18 protein-coding genes and 1 tRNA gene are annotated in these 19,923 nt (G+C 35.2%); 3 read left to right on the plus strand and 16 right to left on the minus strand.

The annotated features are described in order from the left end of the window. Positions 1 to 22 precede the first annotated feature (22 nt). Positions 23 to 1,066 (minus strand): DNA polymerase III subunit delta, encoded by a 1,044-nt coding sequence (gene holA, locus VZL98_07365; protein WVH62516.1) that lies wholly within the window; start codon positions 1,064 to 1,066, stop codon positions 23 to 25. Next, positions 1,063 to 3,417: a DNA internalization-related competence protein ComEC/Rec2 gene (locus tag VZL98_07370; protein ID WVH62517.1), complete on the minus strand. Its 2,355-nt coding sequence runs from the start codon at positions 3,415 to 3,417 to the stop codon at positions 1,063 to 1,065. The genes holA and VZL98_07370 overlap by 4 nt, the downstream gene beginning before the upstream one ends. A 184-nt stretch (positions 3,418 to 3,601) precedes the next feature. On the opposite strand from VZL98_07370, the gene VZL98_07375 reads away from it, so the two are divergent. Next, a complete protein-coding gene (locus VZL98_07375) occupies positions 3,602 to 4,891 on the plus strand; it encodes a hypothetical protein (protein WVH62518.1) in 1,290 nt (429 codons plus the stop codon). 92 nt (positions 4,892 to 4,983) lie between these two features. On the opposite strand, the gene VZL98_07380 is transcribed toward VZL98_07375, so the two are convergent. The 8 genes from VZL98_07380 to VZL98_07415 all read right to left on the minus strand — a co-directional run bounded on the left by VZL98_07380 (position 4,984) and on the right by VZL98_07415 (position 12,289). After that, on the minus strand, positions 4,984 to 5,295 hold the full coding sequence (locus VZL98_07380) for a YbjQ family protein (protein ID WVH62519.1): 312 nt from the start codon (positions 5,293 to 5,295) through the stop codon (positions 4,984 to 4,986). After that, positions 5,276 to 5,503: a hypothetical protein gene (locus VZL98_07385; GenBank protein WVH62520.1), complete on the minus strand. Its 228-nt coding sequence runs from the start codon at positions 5,501 to 5,503 to the stop codon at positions 5,276 to 5,278. The genes VZL98_07380 and VZL98_07385 overlap by 20 nt, the downstream gene beginning before the upstream one ends. Before the next feature lie 113 nt (positions 5,504 to 5,616). Further along, positions 5,617 to 7,233: a hypothetical protein gene (locus VZL98_07390; GenBank protein WVH62521.1), complete on the minus strand. Its 1,617-nt coding sequence runs from the start codon at positions 7,231 to 7,233 to the stop codon at positions 5,617 to 5,619. Beyond that, complete coding sequence (locus tag VZL98_07395) at positions 7,223 to 8,119, minus strand: ABC transporter ATP-binding protein (GenBank protein ID WVH62522.1); 897 nt, start codon at positions 8,117 to 8,119, stop codon at positions 7,223 to 7,225. Before VZL98_07395 ends, VZL98_07390 begins: the two co-directional genes overlap by 11 nt. Next, a complete protein-coding gene (locus tag VZL98_07400; GenBank protein WVH62523.1) occupies positions 8,106 to 8,759 on the minus strand; it encodes a TetR/AcrR family transcriptional regulator in 654 nt (217 codons plus the stop codon). The genes VZL98_07395 and VZL98_07400 overlap by 14 nt, the downstream gene beginning before the upstream one ends. 98 nt (positions 8,760 to 8,857) lie before the next feature. Then, positions 8,858 to 9,208: a hypothetical protein gene (locus VZL98_07405; GenBank protein ID WVH62524.1), complete on the minus strand. Its 351-nt coding sequence runs from the start codon at positions 9,206 to 9,208 to the stop codon at positions 8,858 to 8,860. A gap of 122 nt (positions 9,209 to 9,330) precedes the next feature. Beyond that, positions 9,331 to 10,521: a pyridoxal phosphate-dependent aminotransferase gene (locus tag VZL98_07410; GenBank protein WVH62525.1), complete on the minus strand. Its 1,191-nt coding sequence runs from the start codon at positions 10,519 to 10,521 to the stop codon at positions 9,331 to 9,333. A 13-nt stretch (positions 10,522 to 10,534) separates the two neighbouring features. Then, positions 10,535 to 12,289, minus strand: a complete 1,755-nt coding sequence (locus VZL98_07415; protein WVH62526.1) for a phosphoenolpyruvate carboxykinase — start codon at positions 12,287 to 12,289, stop codon at positions 10,535 to 10,537. 231 nt (positions 12,290 to 12,520) lie between these two features. On the opposite strand from VZL98_07415, the gene proB reads away from it, so the two are divergent. Further along, the gene (proB, locus tag VZL98_07420; GenBank protein WVH62527.1) at positions 12,521 to 13,321 is read left to right on the plus strand and encodes a glutamate 5-kinase; all 801 of its coding nucleotides are present in this window, start codon (positions 12,521 to 12,523) and stop codon (positions 13,319 to 13,321) included. Next, complete coding sequence (locus VZL98_07425) at positions 13,315 to 14,553, plus strand: glutamate-5-semialdehyde dehydrogenase (protein ID WVH62528.1); 1,239 nt, start codon at positions 13,315 to 13,317, stop codon at positions 14,551 to 14,553. The genes proB and VZL98_07425 overlap by 7 nt, the downstream gene beginning before the upstream one ends. A 40-nt stretch (positions 14,554 to 14,593) precedes the next feature. On the opposite strand, the gene VZL98_07430 is transcribed toward VZL98_07425, so the two are convergent. The 6 genes from VZL98_07430 to selD all read right to left on the minus strand — a co-directional run bounded on the left by VZL98_07430 (position 14,594) and on the right by selD (position 19,921). Continuing rightward, positions 14,594 to 14,690 (minus strand) — tRNA-Sec (locus VZL98_07430). Positions 14,691 to 14,843: 153 nt separating this feature from the next. Then, positions 14,844 to 15,557 (minus strand): response regulator transcription factor, encoded by a 714-nt coding sequence (locus tag VZL98_07435; protein ID WVH62529.1) that lies wholly within the window; start codon positions 15,555 to 15,557, stop codon positions 14,844 to 14,846. Positions 15,558 to 15,567: 10 nt separating this feature from the next. Further along, complete coding sequence (locus VZL98_07440) at positions 15,568 to 15,903, minus strand: SelB C-terminal domain-containing protein (GenBank protein ID WVH62530.1); 336 nt, start codon at positions 15,901 to 15,903, stop codon at positions 15,568 to 15,570. 43 nt (positions 15,904 to 15,946) lie between these two features. Further along, positions 15,947 to 17,473, minus strand: coding sequence for a selenocysteine-specific translation elongation factor (gene selB / locus VZL98_07445; protein WVH62531.1), 1,527 nt, complete (start codon positions 17,471 to 17,473; stop codon positions 15,947 to 15,949). Between the two features lies 1 nt (position 17,474). Beyond that, positions 17,475 to 18,845: an L-seryl-tRNA(Sec) selenium transferase gene (gene selA / locus VZL98_07450; protein WVH62532.1), complete on the minus strand. Its 1,371-nt coding sequence runs from the start codon at positions 18,843 to 18,845 to the stop codon at positions 17,475 to 17,477. 32 nt (positions 18,846 to 18,877) lie between these two features. Beyond that, on the minus strand, positions 18,878 to 19,921 hold the full coding sequence (selD, locus tag VZL98_07455) for a selenide, water dikinase SelD (GenBank protein WVH62533.1): 1,044 nt from the start codon (positions 19,919 to 19,921) through the stop codon (positions 18,878 to 18,880). Between the last annotated feature and the right edge of the window lie 2 nt (positions 19,922 to 19,923).

Below are 19,923 nucleotides of genomic sequence, written 5' to 3' on the forward strand. Positions count from 1 at the left end.
GAAGTTTTTTCTATTTCCGGCATTACTTTCTTAATTCAGTAGTAATCCTCGATATTAAATACAGCATATTGTTTTCGAAGTCCCCTACTGAAGACTTTAAGTTTACCTCTATATCGTATAGTTCCGTGTAAATATTAAAAATTGTTTCTCTATTTATTCTGGCTTCAAATCCGTTCAGCTTACCAAATTCAAAGCTGCTTATTCCCAATTTTTTCATAATGTCGGGATTTTTATAATTTTTAATTTTATATTCCTTAATATAGAGCAGGTTTCTAAATAATCTGATAATCATATAAAAAGCAAGGTAATTATCATCTTTGCCCGTATTTAGATTTAGAAAAGAATTAATTGCCTTTGTAGTATTGCCCATACATATTGCGTCCGTCATTTCAAATATATTCTTTTCTACGCTGGTAACCAATAAGGAGTCTACTGCAGCCTTATCTAATCTTTTACCACTTGTTATAGACGAGGTCAATTTATCCAGTTCGTTTTGAATATCGTAAAGATTTTTGTTCAAGTCCGAGTTTAAGTATCCTGTTCTATCGATGATATAGTTTAAAATATCGGTTTTTACTTTTATTCCTTTTGAATTTATTTGTTTGGCTATAAAACCGTAGAATTCTTTCCTGTTTAATTTAGACATTTCAAAAATTAAAGAGGATTTGGAAATCTTTTTGTAAAATCCGCCTTTAAACAATTTCCCGGACTCTGAGACTATGATGAGGATTACGCTATCATCGAGTTCATCAGCATATGTAGCCAGTTCATCATAAAAGTCCTTGTACCTACTCATTCCGTCTCTAGATAGATCAAGTCCTCTCACTTCTACTATTCTATATCCACCGCCAAAAGGTATAGTCTCACAGGATTCTATGATTGTTGAAATCTTAGGTTCCTTAAATTCAATTTTTTCATAATTAAAATCTTCAAAACCGCTTGTCAAAGTTTCTGTTTTTACTACATCGATAAAATAGTCTATAAGAAATTCCTCTTCTCCATAGATTATTACAAGTCCGTGTAATTCATTTTTTTCAAGCATGCCGATAGCTTCTATATAATTCATAATTTTCTCCATTTTTCAAATTTAAAACTAGTACAAAAATAATTCGTAAGCGTGTAGAAATACAGTAACCCTAAGTACAGAGATGGCTCCGTCAGATAATCCACTGCAGTTTTCTTTCTCGGTAGATGATTTTCTATTTGATAACCCATTCTGGTTGAAATTATCCTTATCCTACCGTCCTCATCAGTTCTGTAAATCCTGGATTTTAAGTCTGTTAAATCATTTAACACAGCCTTCGACGGGTGATTATAAGGATTGTCTCTTCCAACTGATATTATAGCATTACTTGCGGAAACTTTCTTTAAAAAATCTCTTGCGGAAGATGTATCAGAGCCGTGATGGGCAACTTTTAATATATCTGCCTTAATATCATGTTTAACTAATTTAGATTCCGACTCACTTTCTATATCACCTGTAAACAGTATCGATAGATGGTGATGTGATAATTTTAAAACATTGGATCTGTTATTCGAAGATATCCCGGTTCTACCATCATTTACCACATCTATCAATGCATTTCCAATAGTGAATTTGTTTCCGGTATATAAACCAAAAGCATTATCGAATCTTTCAGTTATTGAATCGTCAGAACTCAAAATATTATGGGCTCTGTTTTCTTGGTACATGTACTTTAGATTACCACTGTGATCTGCATCGTCATGAGATATGAAAACAAGGTCAACTGATGGGACTCCGTTTTTTATTAAGTATGGTTTTAAAATATATTCGTATACCCTGTCTGAACCGTCATAATGACCGCCTGTGTCTATCATGGCTGAATGAGCTTTAGTTCTTATGAGAGCTGCATCCCCCTGTCCTATATCTATAAAATCTATATAGAGAGGATCCAGGATGATATTTGTAATACTAAACGCCATTAATAAAGATATAAAAACTTTGATTATATTAGATTTAAATCCATAACTCAGATTTCTAAATTCATACCTTCTTGTAAATATTAAAATCATCAAAATATATAATGCAATTAACTCTAAGCCCGGGGACGCCATTTTAAGATTAGTAAACTCGATAAAGTCCATAGACTTTATTATTGATTCAATTATACCAATGATGGTATCTATAAAATTCCCGAGGATAAATGATAGCGTGGTTGAGATTAAAGATACTAGCAGTTTAATAAATACCGAGACCAGAGCAATAGTAAAAAGTGGGACTACTAATAAATTGGCAAGCAGCGTCAACAAATTGAATTCATTGTAATAGAATATTATGAGCGGGAATAGTGCCAAGTTTATGATTATGAGCATTTTAAAGCTCGTCATAATTTCAAAATCCGCTGTATCTATTATATTGAAATCAGGATAGAAATATATAATAGCTATCATTGCCATAATTGACATTAGAAGTCCAATATCCAGTACTCTATATGGATTTAAAAGGACTATAAAAAAAACTGCAAAGGCCAGTGATTTTCTTGGATTATAGCCCTTATGCAGTATGGAAGCCGACATTCCTATACTTATCATTAAAAAACTTCTTATTGCAGAAGCCTTATAGGCTATAATATGTAAGTAAATCGCTAAGATGGCCAGAGTTATTATCAGTGAATAGTTTCTTTTTATCCCTATAAGTCTGAATATACTTAAAATAAATACACAAATAATTCCCATATGCAAACCGCTGATTGCCAATAAATGAGATAATCCGAGTTTCCTAAAAGACTTAACACTGCCTCCCTCATCTGTGTTTTTACCGAGTACTACGCCCGTCATAAGATTTGAAGCTTCTTCTGACATGCCAAGAGGTAGATTGCTTGATATAAAATCTTCTGCACTTCTCCTGATTCTAAGTCCTATGCTTGGCTCTATATCGAGCTTCTTTATGTCTTTCTCATCTACACTTATACCGGTCGAAATTCTCCTTACTTTTAAATAATCTCTGTAGCTGAAAAGCTTTGGGTTCCCCGATTCAGCTATTGTCCTAATTTTTCCAAATGCCTTTATTGTGGTTCCTATCTCTAGCTTGGATTCGCCTTTAAGGTACAATAAACATCTTTCATTAACTTTTCTGTCACCCACATATGATATTTTTATATAATAGGAGGAGTATTCATCTTCGGTTTTTATCACTTCTTCTATGGTTCCAATTATATCAACTGTCTTTTTATCATAGTCTTCAAGTATAGAGCTGTTCTCGGACAGATTCATAATTAGGAGTCCCAGTGAAAATGAAACAGCGAAAAACAGTAATAATTCACTTCTGGAATAAAGAAATAATGCCGCACATGCGAAGAGTATTGCGATAAGCCATATGTAATTGATCTCTAAATAATAGGATGTAAGTGAACCTAGAAAAATTCCGATTGCACTAATCTCCATAAATCTCTTCATCTAATCACTCCAGTATTAATACTATCTATGATTATATCATTCATTGGGAAATAAACTTTCCAATAATTAACTATATTTAGTACATAGACTTAATAGTCATATCAGTTATAATATGATACAATAAAAATAGATTTTAACCGATTTAGAACGATATAAACACATATTATACATAGAGGTGAAATAGATGAAGCTATATTTCGAATTTCCATTTTTAAATACAATGAATGTAACTGTTAAAAAGAGAAAAACATTAAAAAATAAATTGCATCTATCTACGAATGAGACTATTTTCTCACCACAGGCTCCAGGAGTGATTCCTTCTGATATAGGTACCTTTGATGATATTCCTGTAACGGAAGTATATGTAGAAGAAGGCGAGATTTACCATGTGCTTGAAGAAAAGTCACGAAAATCAAATTTCGTACAAAATGTTGACTTAAGCCATAGACTTGATATTATGCAGCAATATGGAGCTGCCATTATATACAGTTTGGCTTTTAGTAAGCTACTGTCTATTGATACTGAAAGCATTACTATCGATGAGAATCAAATGCGGATATCAGTTGATCTCATCGACAGCTCTGTAGATATCAAAAAAATGCTGACATCAGTAATGAAGGTAGTAAATTCTATAATTGATAATTCCCTGGACATAAAGATATCGGAAATAAAAGACGAGTATTCTGCTACCATTGATTCACTAGGTACTATTAAGCTGCTTTCCCCGGTACCTACCAATACTTCCGAGATAAAATCTACGGTAATCACTTCTTACAAGCTAAACGACGGATTGCTGGATATTTATTTACTGGCAGGAAAAAGAGCCATGGATTATCTATTTGATAGGATGAATTATATTAGACAGATAAGAACTCTTTTAAATGTAGATGATAGTTCTGTTATTTCGTTTATTAAACAACTTGTAAATGAAAGCGAATCATTACATTCTGAACTTTCGGAACTGAGAAATTTTGTTTACATGTCTTATATAAATGAACTTGAAATACCAAGCTACAATATAGAAGACTATTCCATAGTAAATCACTATGTTCAAGATCTTGATATAGCTGATTTGACTGATTTTATCGATTTATTACCTGCAAGTATCTCAATTGTAGCAAAGAATGAAGGCGAGTTCTCAGGTTTCTGTACATCCAATAAAATCGACGGTTTTGATATAATGAAAGTATTTGATGCAGTTAAGGAGGTTTATCCTTTCGAAATAAATCTTTTAAATGGATACTACAATGGTAGAATTATGACTCAGTACCTGGAGAGATTTTTAGATGCATTCGATAGATACTTAAAAGAAATGCTTACAGATTTTATTGAAAATCCTGAAACTGATGAACAGCTTGAAATCGAAAATACCGGCGAGGAAATTGAAATCGAAAATGAAATGATGGAAGAATCTGATGATGAAGTATCAGATGTTGATGAAGAAGATAATAATAAAGAAGAGGTTGATGAATAATAAAAGAGTGTCAGAACAGTTAGGTTTCTGACACTTTTTATTTTTCATCATCTTAAAAATCAGTTTAATTTCCTAAAATTTTTATTATCCTACTATACAAATTTTACAGCTGTTCCATAGACTATTACTTCTGCAGCTCCTTGCATTATAGCTGATGATGCATATCTGATATTTATTATAGCATCTGCACCAAGTGTTTCTGCTTCTTCTACCATTCTCTTTGTAGCAATGGCTCTCGCTTCGTCCATCATTTGAGTATAGGCCTTTAGTTCCCCTCCTATAAGTGTCTTAAAACCCTGGCTGATATCCTTGCCTAGATTTTTAGACTGTATCGTACTTCCTTTAACGATTGAAATTGTTTCCAACTCTTTTCCGCTTACAAAATCAGTATTTACTAATATCATCTTCTTCTCCGCTCCTTATTTCCTTAATTCTTTCGAATAAATTGTTAAGGCTTACTCCTATAAAAAACAGTGGAATCATAGCCAGAACATATTTCCATGGAGAGCTAAATAAATGCATAAAAACACCGATATAAACTACTTGAGTAGCAAATAACAGTAGTGTAATAAATACAGGTGCTATGATTTTAATATAATGTTCTCTCTTCATTTTTTTCTCCATCTAATACCTAAATTAATTATAACACGAAATGCCATTGGTTTTCGTCTTTTTATAATTCTCACCAAAAAAGACAAATCAAATGAATTGATTTGCCTTTTATTTTAATGCCCCTGCTGTAAATCTCTCTTTCTGTAGGAAATAAAGCCTATAATTGTCAACAGAACAAAAATTATTAGTAAAACTCCCTGATTAGTCCAGTTAATCTCCTCCAGAGGATGCCCTGATACATATCCGTATGGCGTTAGTTTCCTAATCCATTCAGGAAAACCTGCAATTGTTCCGAAGTATACCGCTATAAAGGAATAACCAAGATAGAGATAAGAGAGGGATGTAAGTCTTGGTACAAGTCCTATTAAAAGACATGAAAGTCCGATTAATACCCAAATCGCCGGCAAGTACAATAGTGCAGCAATTATAAAATCTTTTAATGGTGTAATATTCGGCATTACAGCAGAACCTACTACCCAAAAGCCATAGGCCGATATAATTTGGTATAGAACCGAGGTCACAATTGCAATGCTGAGGTATGAAGCCATCTGTGCATTTCTGGAAGTTGCCTTAGTTAGTACATTCTCCATCATACCGCTTTTTTCTTCTGTAGAAAGCCTAAGTATGAAGTTTAAAATCGGTATGGATCCTAACAATGACATTATAGCAATCAATAGAACAGTAAACTGTTCCGTAAAAGAAGCTCCACTTGATTGATCGAAAATTGCTTTAAGCATTTCACTGCTTTGAATATAGCCTTCCAGATCTCCAAATACCGATCCATACATGGCAGCTAGTAGAAAGATAGTAAATGCCCAGATAATTATTGAGGTCTTCAGTAGTTTTAGTGCAAGTGATAGAGGTCCTCTTAATAATGGACCGGCATGCCTTCGTCCGGCTCTTACAGCAAAAACACCACTGCCTAAATCTCTTTTACTATTGATATATAATGCGATTAGAATAACTATTATTGTAATTATTTTTAAGACGATAATCGGCCAAAAATAATCATTTACAAAGTTCTCAGTTCTCAGTATTAAACCCAGAGGAGAGATAAGTGATAAAACTTCATTGCCCACATCACCTAGAGCTCTTAGTACATATATAAATAGCATAAAGAAAAAGGACATTCCCATAGCGGTTCTATTGTTTCCCGTCAACTGACAAAATAGAAGAGTTGATGCTGCAAAGAACATCCCTATTACTCCCAAGGAACTTGCAAATACTAAGCAGCCAACAGTACTCATCCCCTCTCCTCTAATTGCGACTAACCCAATAAATGTCAATATGGTAAGTACCATATTTGCCAATATTGCAACTGCAATGACTGCCAAAGGACTGGCAAGTCTACCAACGGGCAGTGATCTTACAACTTCCAATCTGCCTAATTCTTCGTCTTGTCTGGTATGTCTATTGACTAGAAATATATTCATAATCCCTGCAATCATTACCGAAAACACGAGCATATAATTTGCATATGCTGCACCTAAAGTATAGTTTGCTTCACCGTATACAGGTCCAACGATAGCTATCATCGCCGGATTTTTCATTAACTCAACCATTACAGTTCTATCGGTACCTGTTGTAATGAACATATTATCAAAAACCGGTACTAGAAGTATCATAAAAAGAGCAGTAACAATTATCCAGATAGGTAGTCTAATCCTATCTCTCCTTAGTATAAATCCGGACAAGGTAGTTGCATTTTTATAGGAGTCCCTACTTAGCATTACTATCCCCTCCCGAATAATGGCTCATGAATAATTGTTCCAGTGTTGGTGGCATGCTTTCCAGGTTTACGATATCATATGCGGAAAGTTTTGAAATAATATTTCCGATATTCTCTCCATCTACGCTAAAGCTGACACCTTCTCCTTCAGTTCTATAATTATAAAGATGCTCGATCTGAGATAGTTCATCTATCGGTTTTTTTGTCACTACGTGAATATTTGTTCTGGTTAAATGCCTTAATTCGCTAAGTGTTCCAGTTTCAATAATCTCACCCTTTCTTATAATACTGACTTTATTACATAGTTTTTCAACTTCAGACAGTATATGACTTGAAAGAAGCACGCTCTTACCTGCATCAGTTGCTTCTTTTACATAGCTTTGAAATACCGATTCCATCAGTGGATCCAGTCCTGATGTAGGTTCATCCAGTACATACAGGTCTGCATCAGATGCAAAAGCTGCTATTAGAGCTACTTTTTGTCTGTTTCCTTTTGAATATGTCCTACACTTTTTACTTGGATCCAAATCAAAATCCTTTAAAAGTTTGTCCGTGTATTTCTCTCCATTACCGCTTCTAAGCCTTATGAACAGGTCTATAACCTCTCCCCCAGTAAGATTTGGCCATAGGTTTACATCACCAGGCACATAAGCTATTCTCTTGTGTATCTCAACAGCATCAGTCCATGCATTTTTCCCAAATACAGTGGTGGTGCCCTCATCAGCTTTTATCAGTCCCATTATAACCCTAATTGCCGTAGTCTTGCCCGCACCATTAGGTCCGATAAATCCATGTATCTCTCCGGGATTGACGACCAAATTCAGTCCATTAAGTGCAGTAACTCTCCCAAATTTCTTAACTACTTTTTCCATACTAATCATCGACATCACCACTACCCCCTTCATGAGTATAAAATATCTTCTTTAGATTTAGCATAATTTCATCAAATTCATCCCAAAGATAATCATCTTCGAGTTCAGCTAAAGGTTTGTCTCCAATCAGTGCTATCAGTTCTTGAGAATAACCTTCTATTAACCAATTGATATACCTCTTTACATCTTCAGGCTTAATATCACTTCTAAAGCAAGAATCAACCTTAGAATTTCTTATTTTAGAAAGTATTACTTCTCTTTTCTTTGCCATCTCAGATACACATTCTGTAACTTTTTCAGTTACATTTGAATTTTCAGGATGCAAAAATATCATAGTGAGAAATTCAAATACACTTCGGTCTCTCGTGTAAGCTTTAAGCTTAATTTTTGTAATAATTCTGTACATTTCAATATAGTCTACATCTTCAATAAACTCATCCGAGTTTTGATAATACTCGTCAATATACCTGTCGCAGTATTCTATTAAGTATTCATAGAGTCCGGCTTTTGTACCAAAATAATGAAAGACCATCCCCTTCGAAATACCTGCAGCTTTTGCAATTTGTTCTACAGAAGTCTTAGCATAACCGTACCTGCCAAACTCGCCAAGTGCGGCTCTAATAATCCTATCCTGTTTATCTTCCGGAATCGTCAAAAATTTAGTATAAATAAGTATCACCCCTTAAACACATAAACCGATTCGGTTTATTTTATTATATCCCAATAAACCGAATCGGTCAATAGATTTCTATTCTATTTATCTCTCAGTCCAAAAACATAGTCCTTGGCTTCTTTTAGTCCTACTTTACTATGCTCTCTAACAAGTTTAACTGCGCTTATCATTTCCTTTTTCTCTATTAATCGTATTAAATCATTCATTACATCATCAGTTAGATGTATACCTGAGGTATGCGATACATTAGCTCTGCTTTGATTTCTTAGGGTATTCTGATTTAAAGTATTTCTATTATTTAAATCCTCTTGACGATTAAATAGATTGCTACCTCTTCCGGTATTCTGACTTCTTTCATACTCGTATTCTAAATGATTAATTTTTATCTTTTGTTTTATGATTATAAAGACTAAAATGATATTTATTAACAATGCTATTATTAAGAAAAGTAATATCGAGTCTAATTTTTCACCTCCTTTACTATATATACCCTAAACTTTTGAATAATCAGGTATAAAAAAAGCCCATATTCCAACCGGAACATGGGCAAAGACTATTTCTCTTTATATTTTTCAATTCCGAGCTTTAATAATTCAATAGCTCTTTTTATCTTATCCTCTGAAACTGCAAAGGCGAGTCTGACTTGTGATTTTCCCCTTTGGATTTCACGATAAAAGCCGCTTGCAGGTGCCACCATGACAGTTTCTCCACTGTCTTCAAAATCAGTTAACAACCACTGCGCAAAATCATCCGTATCTTCTATCGGAAGTTCAGCTATGGTATAAAAAGCTCCTTCAGATTTATATGTTTTAACACCTTCTATTTTTTGAAGTTCACTATAAATCAAATCTCTTCTCTTATTGTATTCTTCATTAACATCCTTTAGATAATTGTTTTGCATATTATACAGTGCAACTGTTCCTATTTGTTCAATATAAGGTGCTGCAAGCCTGGCTGTACATAGTTTGAATGCAGCTGCCATTATATCGGCATTCTTGGACATAATGGCTCCTATTCTCGCACCACATGCACTAAACCTCTTAGATATACTGTCCAGGATTATAGTTCTGTTTCTAATCCTCTCTATATCGTAAAAGCTTGTAAATTTCCTTCCGTCATATATGAATTCTCTGTAGATTTCATCGGCAATTATAAATAAGTCGTGTTCTTCTGCCAGTTTTGCTATTCGTTCAAGCTCTTCTTTAGAATAGACAACCCCCGTCGGATTCCCGGGATTACAGAGCAGAATTGCTTTTGTATTCTCCTGAACAGCTTTCTCCATCACAGAATATTCAGGAAGTGCAAATCCATTCTCTATATCCGTTGGGAAAGTTGATATACTAAGACCTGCTTCAATTACATAGGAGTCGTAATTTGAGTAATAAGGATCAGTAGTAAGTATATTGTCGCCCACATCCGTTGTCATCAAAAGTGAAAATAACAGTGCTTCACTTGCGCCAATAGTTACTGCAACCTCTTCGGTTTCAAAATCAAGACCGAGAGATGAGTAATACCTGCTTATAGCACTTCTAAGTTCATCCAAACCCTTTGCAGGGGCATATACTATTGTCTTCATATCTATATCCCTAACGGCTTCTAAAAACTCAGCAGGTGTTTCTACATCGGGTACTCCAATATTAAGATGATATATTTTTTTACCGTTCTTCTTTGCTATATCAGCATATGGAACTAATTTTCTAATAGCAGAATACTGCATTGAATTAACTCTATCGGATATTTTCATATATAACAACTCCTTACTTGCGGTTATATTTCTTGATTGTTTCAAACAAATCTATAGCCGCTCTTCTTGGTCCTTCTTTTTCCATTCCGACGATTCCCAATTGAGTATTCAATACTCCTATTGGTATATTATTTTCGAAAAGTACGTCAAAATACTTGTCGATTAATTTCAATGTTTCCTTTTTTCTCTGATGTGGTCCAAATGGGTTTGCAAAGAAAGATGAGGTCAGGCCGTTTTCAGTAGTAGTTCCCTTGGCCATTCTCATTCCCGCTACAAACAAATCCTTAGCATCCGTTTCATCATCAAAAATACTTACCGCACTTTCATTCTCGTCTTTTGCATCATAATTATTAGCGTACAATAATAAGTCTATAGGATGACCTTTTGAAATCTCTTCATATGTTGCTACAGGAGTGATAAGTCTGGCATTAATCCTGTCAGGATTCATAAATATAGATCTATCCAATTCTTTAAATGCATAACCGGCTTCTAGGTCGTCGAGCCTTACAAATGCTCCGATTTCTGTTCCATAACCTTTTATAACATTTCTTTCGAGCACGAAGGTACCCATATCGTCAAAGATTATTGTCATGTCAGAAATATATTCGTTGGCAAGTCCCCTGAACGCTTCAATGCTCTCACTCTTGCCAGCACCTGAGTCTCCAACGATTACTACATTGGCTTTGCTACCATCCTTCAGTTCAATATGGACCATAGCTCCATGTATTGGAAGATTTCCTTTTCGTATTTGGTATAGATTATGAAGTGTAAGTATCATCTTTTTCATATAACCGAAATAGTCATGTTTCTCATCTGCACTCACATATCCAACCAAGATCTCATTATCCTTATCCTCAAAGAATCCGCTTACAACTTCATCTCTATGGTCTTCTGCTCCAAATACCAATAATAGGTTTGGTTTGCATCCTGAGATTTCATAATCTTTTGGAAGTTCGAATAGATTTGCCAATGAAACTCCATGGGTTAAGTAATCCCTTTCTATAAATACATAGGCTAATAGATTTCCTACTTTTGCAGGATAGCAGAAAAACCTGTCTGCATTTATGCCACATCTTCTAAGGGGATTGATTTCGAGCTCGTCAAAATAACCGTCTCTTGTATTCTTCTTAGGATAGGTAATGAAAGGCGATTGAAGAACTATCTCCTTGATAAACGGGATGTCCTGAAGTATCTCATACCCTTTTGGAACCGGCCAAATTGCATCATATACAATCATACCGACATTAGCTCCGGCAGGTACCTGTCTATAAACCGTCGGGGTAGTTAATGAGATATTATTGGTTATTTTTCTATATAGTGTAATCATCAATTTGTCGAATTTTTCTTTAGCTTCCATAAAAGAGGTATTTAGAATTCCGTCAGTGATTTTAACATCATGCACTATGGCATATCTCTCTAAATTCCTCCAATATGTATAAACTTCCTCTACAAATTTTCTAAGTTTTTCTCTGTTAGAATATACATTTTCAAATTCATCAAAACCATTGTTGATTTCTCTAACATCCATAACTACTAATAACTTACATAGCTGAGTTATTTTAGAGATTAATTTATCCAGATCTCTTTCCTTTAGTAATTCCACTATAAATTTATAAGATCTGCTTTCTCTTTTCTCAGCATATCTTAAATAATGTTCAAGTACTGATCTAAATCCTTCGCTATTTAATACTGTCTCCTCAGTATCACAATACCTTTGAGAGAAATTGATTAATACTTTATTCTTGCTCAATGCCCATTCTTTTTTCATCATGATCTCCCTTCATGTTTTTGCTTTTAACTATTATACCATAATCTATTAAAATGTATAGATTAAAGATAATTTTATTAATTATTCACACTATTATATTACTAATTTAAAACTTTATGGTATAATAGTTAGAAGTATAATAAGGAAAACAGTTTTCCTTAAATCCTGCTCGTAAAAATAAAATGAGAGTAATTGGAGTTACTTAATTTATTATTGAGGGTGATGATTATTATGAGAAGAAGAAAAGATGAATTAAAAAGAGTAGTTATCAAGGTTGGATCCTCCTCCATTACACATGAAGATGGGTCTATAAATCTTGCAAAAATTTCGGATTTATGCTGGAACTTAAGCAATCTGAAAAATCATGGAGTCGAAGTGGTTTTAGTGACTTCCGGTGCAATAGCCGCAGGTGCAAAATGCCTGAATTTGAAGGAGAGACCTAAAAACACGAGTCAAAAACAAGCTGCTTCTGCTGTTGGGCAAGTTGCACTAATGAATACTTACAATAAGGAACTTAGAGAACATAATTACCAAGTAGCCCAATTATTATTGACAAAACAGATTGAAACAGATGTTGTAATGCGTGAAAATGCAGTTAATTCCTTTAATGAACTACTAAAAATGGACTGTATACCAATTATCAATGAAAATGACGCCGTATGTACTTTCGAGATAGAGTTCGGTGACAATGACACTCTATCTGCAGTAGTTGCCAGACTTATCAATGCAGATCTATTGATTATGCTCTCTGACATCGACGGACTCTACGACAGTGATCCAAATGTCAATCCGGATGCACAACTGATTAAACAAGTTGATAAGATAGATGAGGATTTACTCGGAATGGCATCGGGGTCAACATCAAATCGTGGCACCGGAGGAATGGTAACCAAGCTAAATGGTGCTATGCTCTGTATGGAAAGAGGAATTGACGCTATGATTGCTAATGGTGAGAATATGGATATTATTAGAAAGATATTCGAGGGTGAAGAAGCTGGAACACTCTTTAAAGGAGCTGATATAAAATGCTAACCGATATTGGAAGAAAAGCTAAAGATGCCTCCTATGAACTGGCAGGATTGACTACAGTTCAAAAAAACCGGATATTGGAGAGGCTTAAAGAAAATCTACACAAATATAGAGATGATATAGTAAAAGCAAATGAGATCGATATGAGAGAGGGAAATGAAGCAGGACTTTCAGGTGCGCTACTTGATAGATTGTTTATTGACTATGACAGAGTAGACGGTATGATTAGCTCCATCGATGTTGTCATCGATTTACCGGATCCGATTGGAAATACCAAGGAAATGAAGAGATTGCCGAATGGACTTCTTATCGGAAAGAGAGCAGTACCGATGGGAGTTGTGGGTATAATCTATGAAGCAAGACCAAATGTTACTCTCGATACCTCAATCCTTTGTTTAAAATCATCTAATGCACTTATTTTAAGAGGCGGAAAAGAAGCTATAAATACTAATATTGCTATAGCTAAAATTATAAGACTTACCATTGAAGAGTTGGGTTTCAATCCTGATTATGTACAGCTAATCGAAAATACAGATAGAGAGTCGTCGATGGCATTGATACAGCTTAGCGATTACCTGGATCTTCTAATTCCAAGAGGAAGCAGTGGTCTAATCAAAGCTGTAGTTGAAAACTCTACCGTACCGGTACTTGAAACCGGCTCAGGAAACTGTCATGTATATGTAGATGAATCTGCAGATATTGAAATGGCACTCAATATAATAAAAAATGCCAAGACTCAAAGGACAGGAGTATGTAATGCCATGGAGTCATTGCTCGTTCATAGGAGTATTGGAAGGGAATTTTATGACGGCCTACAAAGTATCGTGGATGAATTCGGTGTTATTGTCCATAGCAGTGAAGAGGCTTTACCTCTGATTAAAGGTGCTGTTCAAGCTACTGAAGAAGACTACTATACTGAGTATTTGGATTATGAATTCTCGATGAAACTGGTTGATGATTTAGATGAAGCCATAACATGCATTAGAAAATACAGTACCGGTCATTCAGAGGTAATAGTAACCGAGAGTTACGAAAATTCCTTAAAATTCTTGGATGCTGTTGACAGTGCCTGTGTTTATGTTAATGCATCCAGTAGATTTACTGACGGCGGTGAATTTGGTATGGGTGCAGAAATGGGTATTTCTACTCAAAAACTGCATGCAAGAGGTCCTATAGGATTAGAAGAATTGACTTCTACAAAGTTCATAATCCTTGGAAATGGACAAGTGAGATAAAAAAAGAACTCCGAGATTTTAAATCTCGGAGCTTTTTTAATGGCGGGAGTACGTGAGAATCGAACTCACCCAAGAGGCTCTGAACCCCTCGCGCTGGTTTTGAAGACCAGAGAGCCCACCAGGACTCATCTACCCCCATACAATTAGCACAATTATGTATTATACATTAAGATTGAATTAAATGCAAGATAAAAACAGGTACTTTTGTATTAAAAAAATTCTAAGAAAGGCGATTATCTCGCCTTTATTAATTTATCCGGAAAATCCATGAAAATCTATGTTATTTAAAATTATTGAGAAATTTCGTCTCCAAAGTAATAGCCTTCTCCCCATTTGGTTTGTATATACTGCTCTACATCTTCTTCGTTTTCGATTTTTTCTCTCAATCTTCTTATGTGAACATCTACAGTCCTAAGGTGACCTTCATAGTCTTCTCCCCAAATCTTTTCTGCCAATTGTTCCCTTGAAAATATTTGTCCGGGATTTAAAGCAAGTATAAACAAAAGGTCAAATTCCTTACCTGTAAGATCTATATCTTCACCTCTAAGTCTTACTTTTCTTCCAACTATATTGAATTCAAAGTCTCCACTTTCAATCACTTGAGCTTTAAGCTTGGCTTCCTCTTCTCTTTTCTTAGATTCGCCAACCCTTCTTAAAACCGATCTGATTCTGGCTTTTAATTCCAATATATTGAATGGTCTGACTATATAATCATCGGCACCGTATTCAAGCGCTAAAACTTTTTGAATATCCTCAGAAACTTTTGTAACGACTATAGTCGGGATATTTTTTATTTCATTCATTTGTTTCTTTAGATCGAGGCCTGTACCGTCAGAAAATATCATATCTATTAAAGCTAAATCATAATCATGCTTTTTTATCTTCTCAATAGCTTCTTTTACGGTAACAGCCTTGGTAATCTGATAGTTTTCCGTTTCAAAGCTATATATTAATTCTTCGGTATAAACTTCATCCGGATTAACCAGTATTATATTAAGACTCATAATATACCTCCTAGAGTAGTTTACGTCCTTCATCAGTTCTGGTTGTTATTCCTCGTTTGTCCATTAACTCCAAGATTGCAACGGCGATCTTTCTATTTGTGTTCAGCTTATCTCTGACTTCAGAAATACTTATTTCATCGCTCTCTTTAAGCCATTTTATTATATTGCTTATAGCAGAGTTCAAGCTTTCCGATTTTATTATTACATCTTCTTCCAGCCTTATCAGAGTTCCAGAAGCTACCAAAGAATTAAAGACTTCGGTAATCTCAGGTTTTTGTATCTTGGAACCTTTAAAAAGCTCTTCTATCTTTGGACTGACTATTGCATCGCCTTCATATGCTTTCATTATTATATCTTTGATCTCTATCTGTTTTTCATTATACCCTATTTTAAAATTCTGAAGCTTCCAAATATTCGTTTTTATCTTCCACTTTTGAATTATCGGTGACAATATCCAGGTATAATTCACCAACTCTTTTATTGGTTTTTCCCAGATATTTACTTCTGATTTCCTCTTTACTCATTCCTATTCTTAGAGGGTATTTATCGTGGTATTCTGCAATATCACTTTCGATTTTGGCTACTATGTCCTTTAAGAAATCAGTATGGATTACATGAGTTTCCTTGGTCAGTTTAACGACCGATACCTTCCCCTCTGCTTCTAAAGTCTCTATTTCACTTTCAATAAGTTCCAAATGACTTGATCTAAGAGCTGCTATTTGATTAGTACTTGGGTAACTTGCGCTATGCTCTTTGATTACGGCTTCTGTAATATCAATAGATTCACCACTTCCCATAATTTCAAGAAGTCTTAAATCATCTTCATTAAATCTCTTTTTCTTACTTGGATTGGAGTCGAGTATCCTTCCTCCACCTATGGTTATCATAGGTGAAAATAATCTTAATATGAATTTATCACCTTTTCTGGCAACAATCTCCTCTTCCAATCTAAGCTGAGCCATAGCTGTATCATTTGAACTCATTTCATCTCTATCCAATAAAACTACTCGACAAAAAACTTCCTGTGTACCGATATATAGTCTTAGTCTGGTTCTATTGGATATGTCAAACATCAAATCTATAGTCTTTAATTCAACATCTATCAGCGATGTAGGAACCATGCTCCCTTCCGGTGCAATCATAATCCCTCTGGGAACTTCCTCTTTCTTTACTCCGGCAAGATTGAGTGCAACTCTTTGCCCTCTTTCAGCCATTTCAACATCACTGTCATGTACTTGTATACTTCTAATTCTGGAAATCTTTTCGGATGGATAAAGTTGTACCTCATCACCGTTTTTTAATGAACCGGATAAGAGTGTCCCCGTGACCACTGTCCCAAATCCTGAGATTGTGAAAGATCTATCTACAGGAAGCCTTGGGATATCGTCGACTTTATCTTCTTCAATTGCACTGACAATTCTGTCAATTTCCAGTTTTACTTTTTCAATACCTTCACCTGTAGTTGAAGATACTCTTATAATGGGCTTGCCTTCCAAAAAGGTACCTTCTACTTCTTCCATGGTTTCTTCTTCTACAAGTTCAAGCCATTCTTCTTCTACTTTATCTATCTTTGTCAGTACGATAAATCCATTTTCTATTCCCAATAGATTCATGATTGCCAGATGTTCTTTTGATTGCGGCATCATACCTTCATCTGCAGCAACAACCAGTATTACAACATCCATACCTACTACACCGGCAAGCATATTTCTAATGAATTTCTCATGCCCGGGAACATCTATTATCCCGGCTCTTTGTCCACTTGGTAGGTCGAAATAAGTGAAACCAAGCTCTATAGAGATTCCTCTTTTTTGTTCTTCTTTTAATCTATCAGTATTTCTACCGGTAAGTGCTCTGATAAGAGTAGTCTTACCATGATCAATATGGCCGGCAGTTCCTACAATAAAATTTTTCATTTTACGACTCCAATTCAGAGATGGCTTTGGCAATAATGTCTAATTCTCCATCGTCTATTGTCCTAATATCTAAAATAACTTTATCTTTAATAATTCTCACGATTATAGGTACTCGATTTTTTCTAAGTCTCTTTTCGATATATTCAGTAGAAATGACTTCCGAATCAATGGAAACTGCATATGACGGCAATTTCTCCAGCGGAAGGCTTCCTCCCCCTACTTCAGATTCGACTTCTATGACATCGAATTTCAAATTGCTTCCTGTTTTTTCCAACTTATTTTTTAGAATATTGGCTCTGTCATAGAGTTCTTTATTCGTGTATGTCAACATTCTAAGTGTTGGAATTTTCTTGATCGCTATCTCTTCATCCAAGTAAAGTCTCAATGTAGCTTCAAGTGCAGATATCGTAAATTTATCTACCCTTAATGCTCGAGTCAATGGATTTTTCTTTAATGCCTCTATGATATCTCTCCTACCGATTATAATTCCGGCTTGAGGACCACCTAGTAGTTTGTCACCGCTAAAAGAAACGATGTCTACACCTTTTCTTATAGAATCTTGAACTGTAGGTTCGTATTCAATGCCATATTTGGAAAGGTCGATTAGTACTCCCGAGCCCAGGTCTTCTATTACATATATGTCATGAGCATTTTTAAGTGAAGATAATTCGTCGGAATCTATGCTTTCTGTAAATCCTAAAATTCTATAATTACTAGTATGAACTTTTAAAATTGCAGCGGTTTCTTCATTTATTGCATTTTCATAGTCGCGAAGATGTGTTTTATTGGTAGTCCCCACTTCTACAAGATGAGCACCACTTTGAAGACATACATCAGGTATTCTAAATGCTCCTCCTATTTCAATTAGTTCGCCACGACTGGTAATTACTTCTTTACCATTTGCCAAAGTTGAAAGGATTAGCATCACGGCAGCGGCATTATTGTTAACCACCATTGCCGATTCTGCGCCTGTAATCTTTACGATTATATCTTCAAGATGTGAATATCTTTCTCCTCTTTCTCCTTTTTCCAAGTCATATTCCAAATTGGAGTATCCTGAAGATACCAATTCTATCCCCTTTAAAACTTCACTTGGCAGAGGAGATCTTCCTAAATTTGTATGAATAACTACACCTGTAGCATTTATAACTTTAATCAAATTATGTTCTTTGCCGGCTTCTATAAGACCTGCAATACTTTGATTTATATTATCTATTTTATTGGTTAGCTCTTCACCGGATAGTCCATCCTTAATATCAATCCTTAAATTGTCGAGAGCTTCTCTTATCGATTCTAAGACGATTTTCCTGGAATTTTCCTCTATTAATTTTTTAATTTCAGCATTTTCCAGGAGCTCATCTACTTTTGGCAATCGCTTGAATAATGACTGCATATGTTCACCTACTATTCTATAATAATATAATGATCTTCTTTTTCTATAACTCTTCCTATAATTCCAAATTTAAGCGGATTATCTACAAGTCTTTCCAATAAAATCTCAGCTTCTCTTTCAGGAAGACTTATCATCAATCCTCCCGATGTCTGAGGATCAAATAGTACATCTTCCATGTCGGTTTTTATATCTTTGAGAAGAGCTTTTTCTCCTACAAATTTTCTATTATCATAACTTCCTGCGGGCACAAGTCCCATTCTGGCGTATTCAAGTGATCCACTCAGTATAGGTATTGACTTAGAGTCTATGGTTATGGTTACATCGCTACCTTCAGCCATTTCAAGTGCATGGCCTATTAATCCAAATCCGGTAATATCTGTACAAGCATTTACTGTAAGATCTTTAAGCGCAGCCTGTCCAAATTTATTTAATGTCGTCATAGACTTAACAGCTTCAAGGTAGATATCATCGTCTTCCTCTAAAATGCCTCCCTTTAAAGCAGTGTTTATTATTCCTACACCGACCGGTTTTGTTAGAACCAATACATCACCCGGTTTGGCCCCACTATTTGTCAGTACATCCTTAGGGTGTATGACAGCACTTACTGAAAGTCCAAATTTAGGTTCATCGTCTTGTACGGTATGTCCACCGACAACCAATGTTCCTGCTTCCAGACACTTGTCAGCGCCGCCTTTTAATATCTCTCCAAGTACATCCGGACTCAGACAATTTGGAAAGCAAACAATATTCATTGCAAGTAAGGGTTCAGCCCCCATTGCATATATATCTGAAAGAGAATTTGCCGCTGCTATTTGTCCAAATGTATAAGGATCATCGACTATGGGTGTAAAAAAGTCCAATGTCTGTATGAGCGCCAAATCGTCCCTCAGTTGATAAACTGCAGCATCATCTACATGCTCCACTCCTACCAGGAGTTTTTCATCGGTTACCTTCGGTATCTCTTTTAATACTTGAGATAATATGTCTGGGCCGACTTTAGCCGCTCAACCGGACGTTTTTGCATACTGTGTTAGCTTAACTGTTTCATCTTTCATAG

It is taken from the genome of Peptoniphilaceae bacterium AMB_02 (assembly GCA_036321625.1).
GTDB lineage: Bacteria > Bacillota > Clostridia > Tissierellales > Peptoniphilaceae > Microaceticoccus > Microaceticoccus formicicus.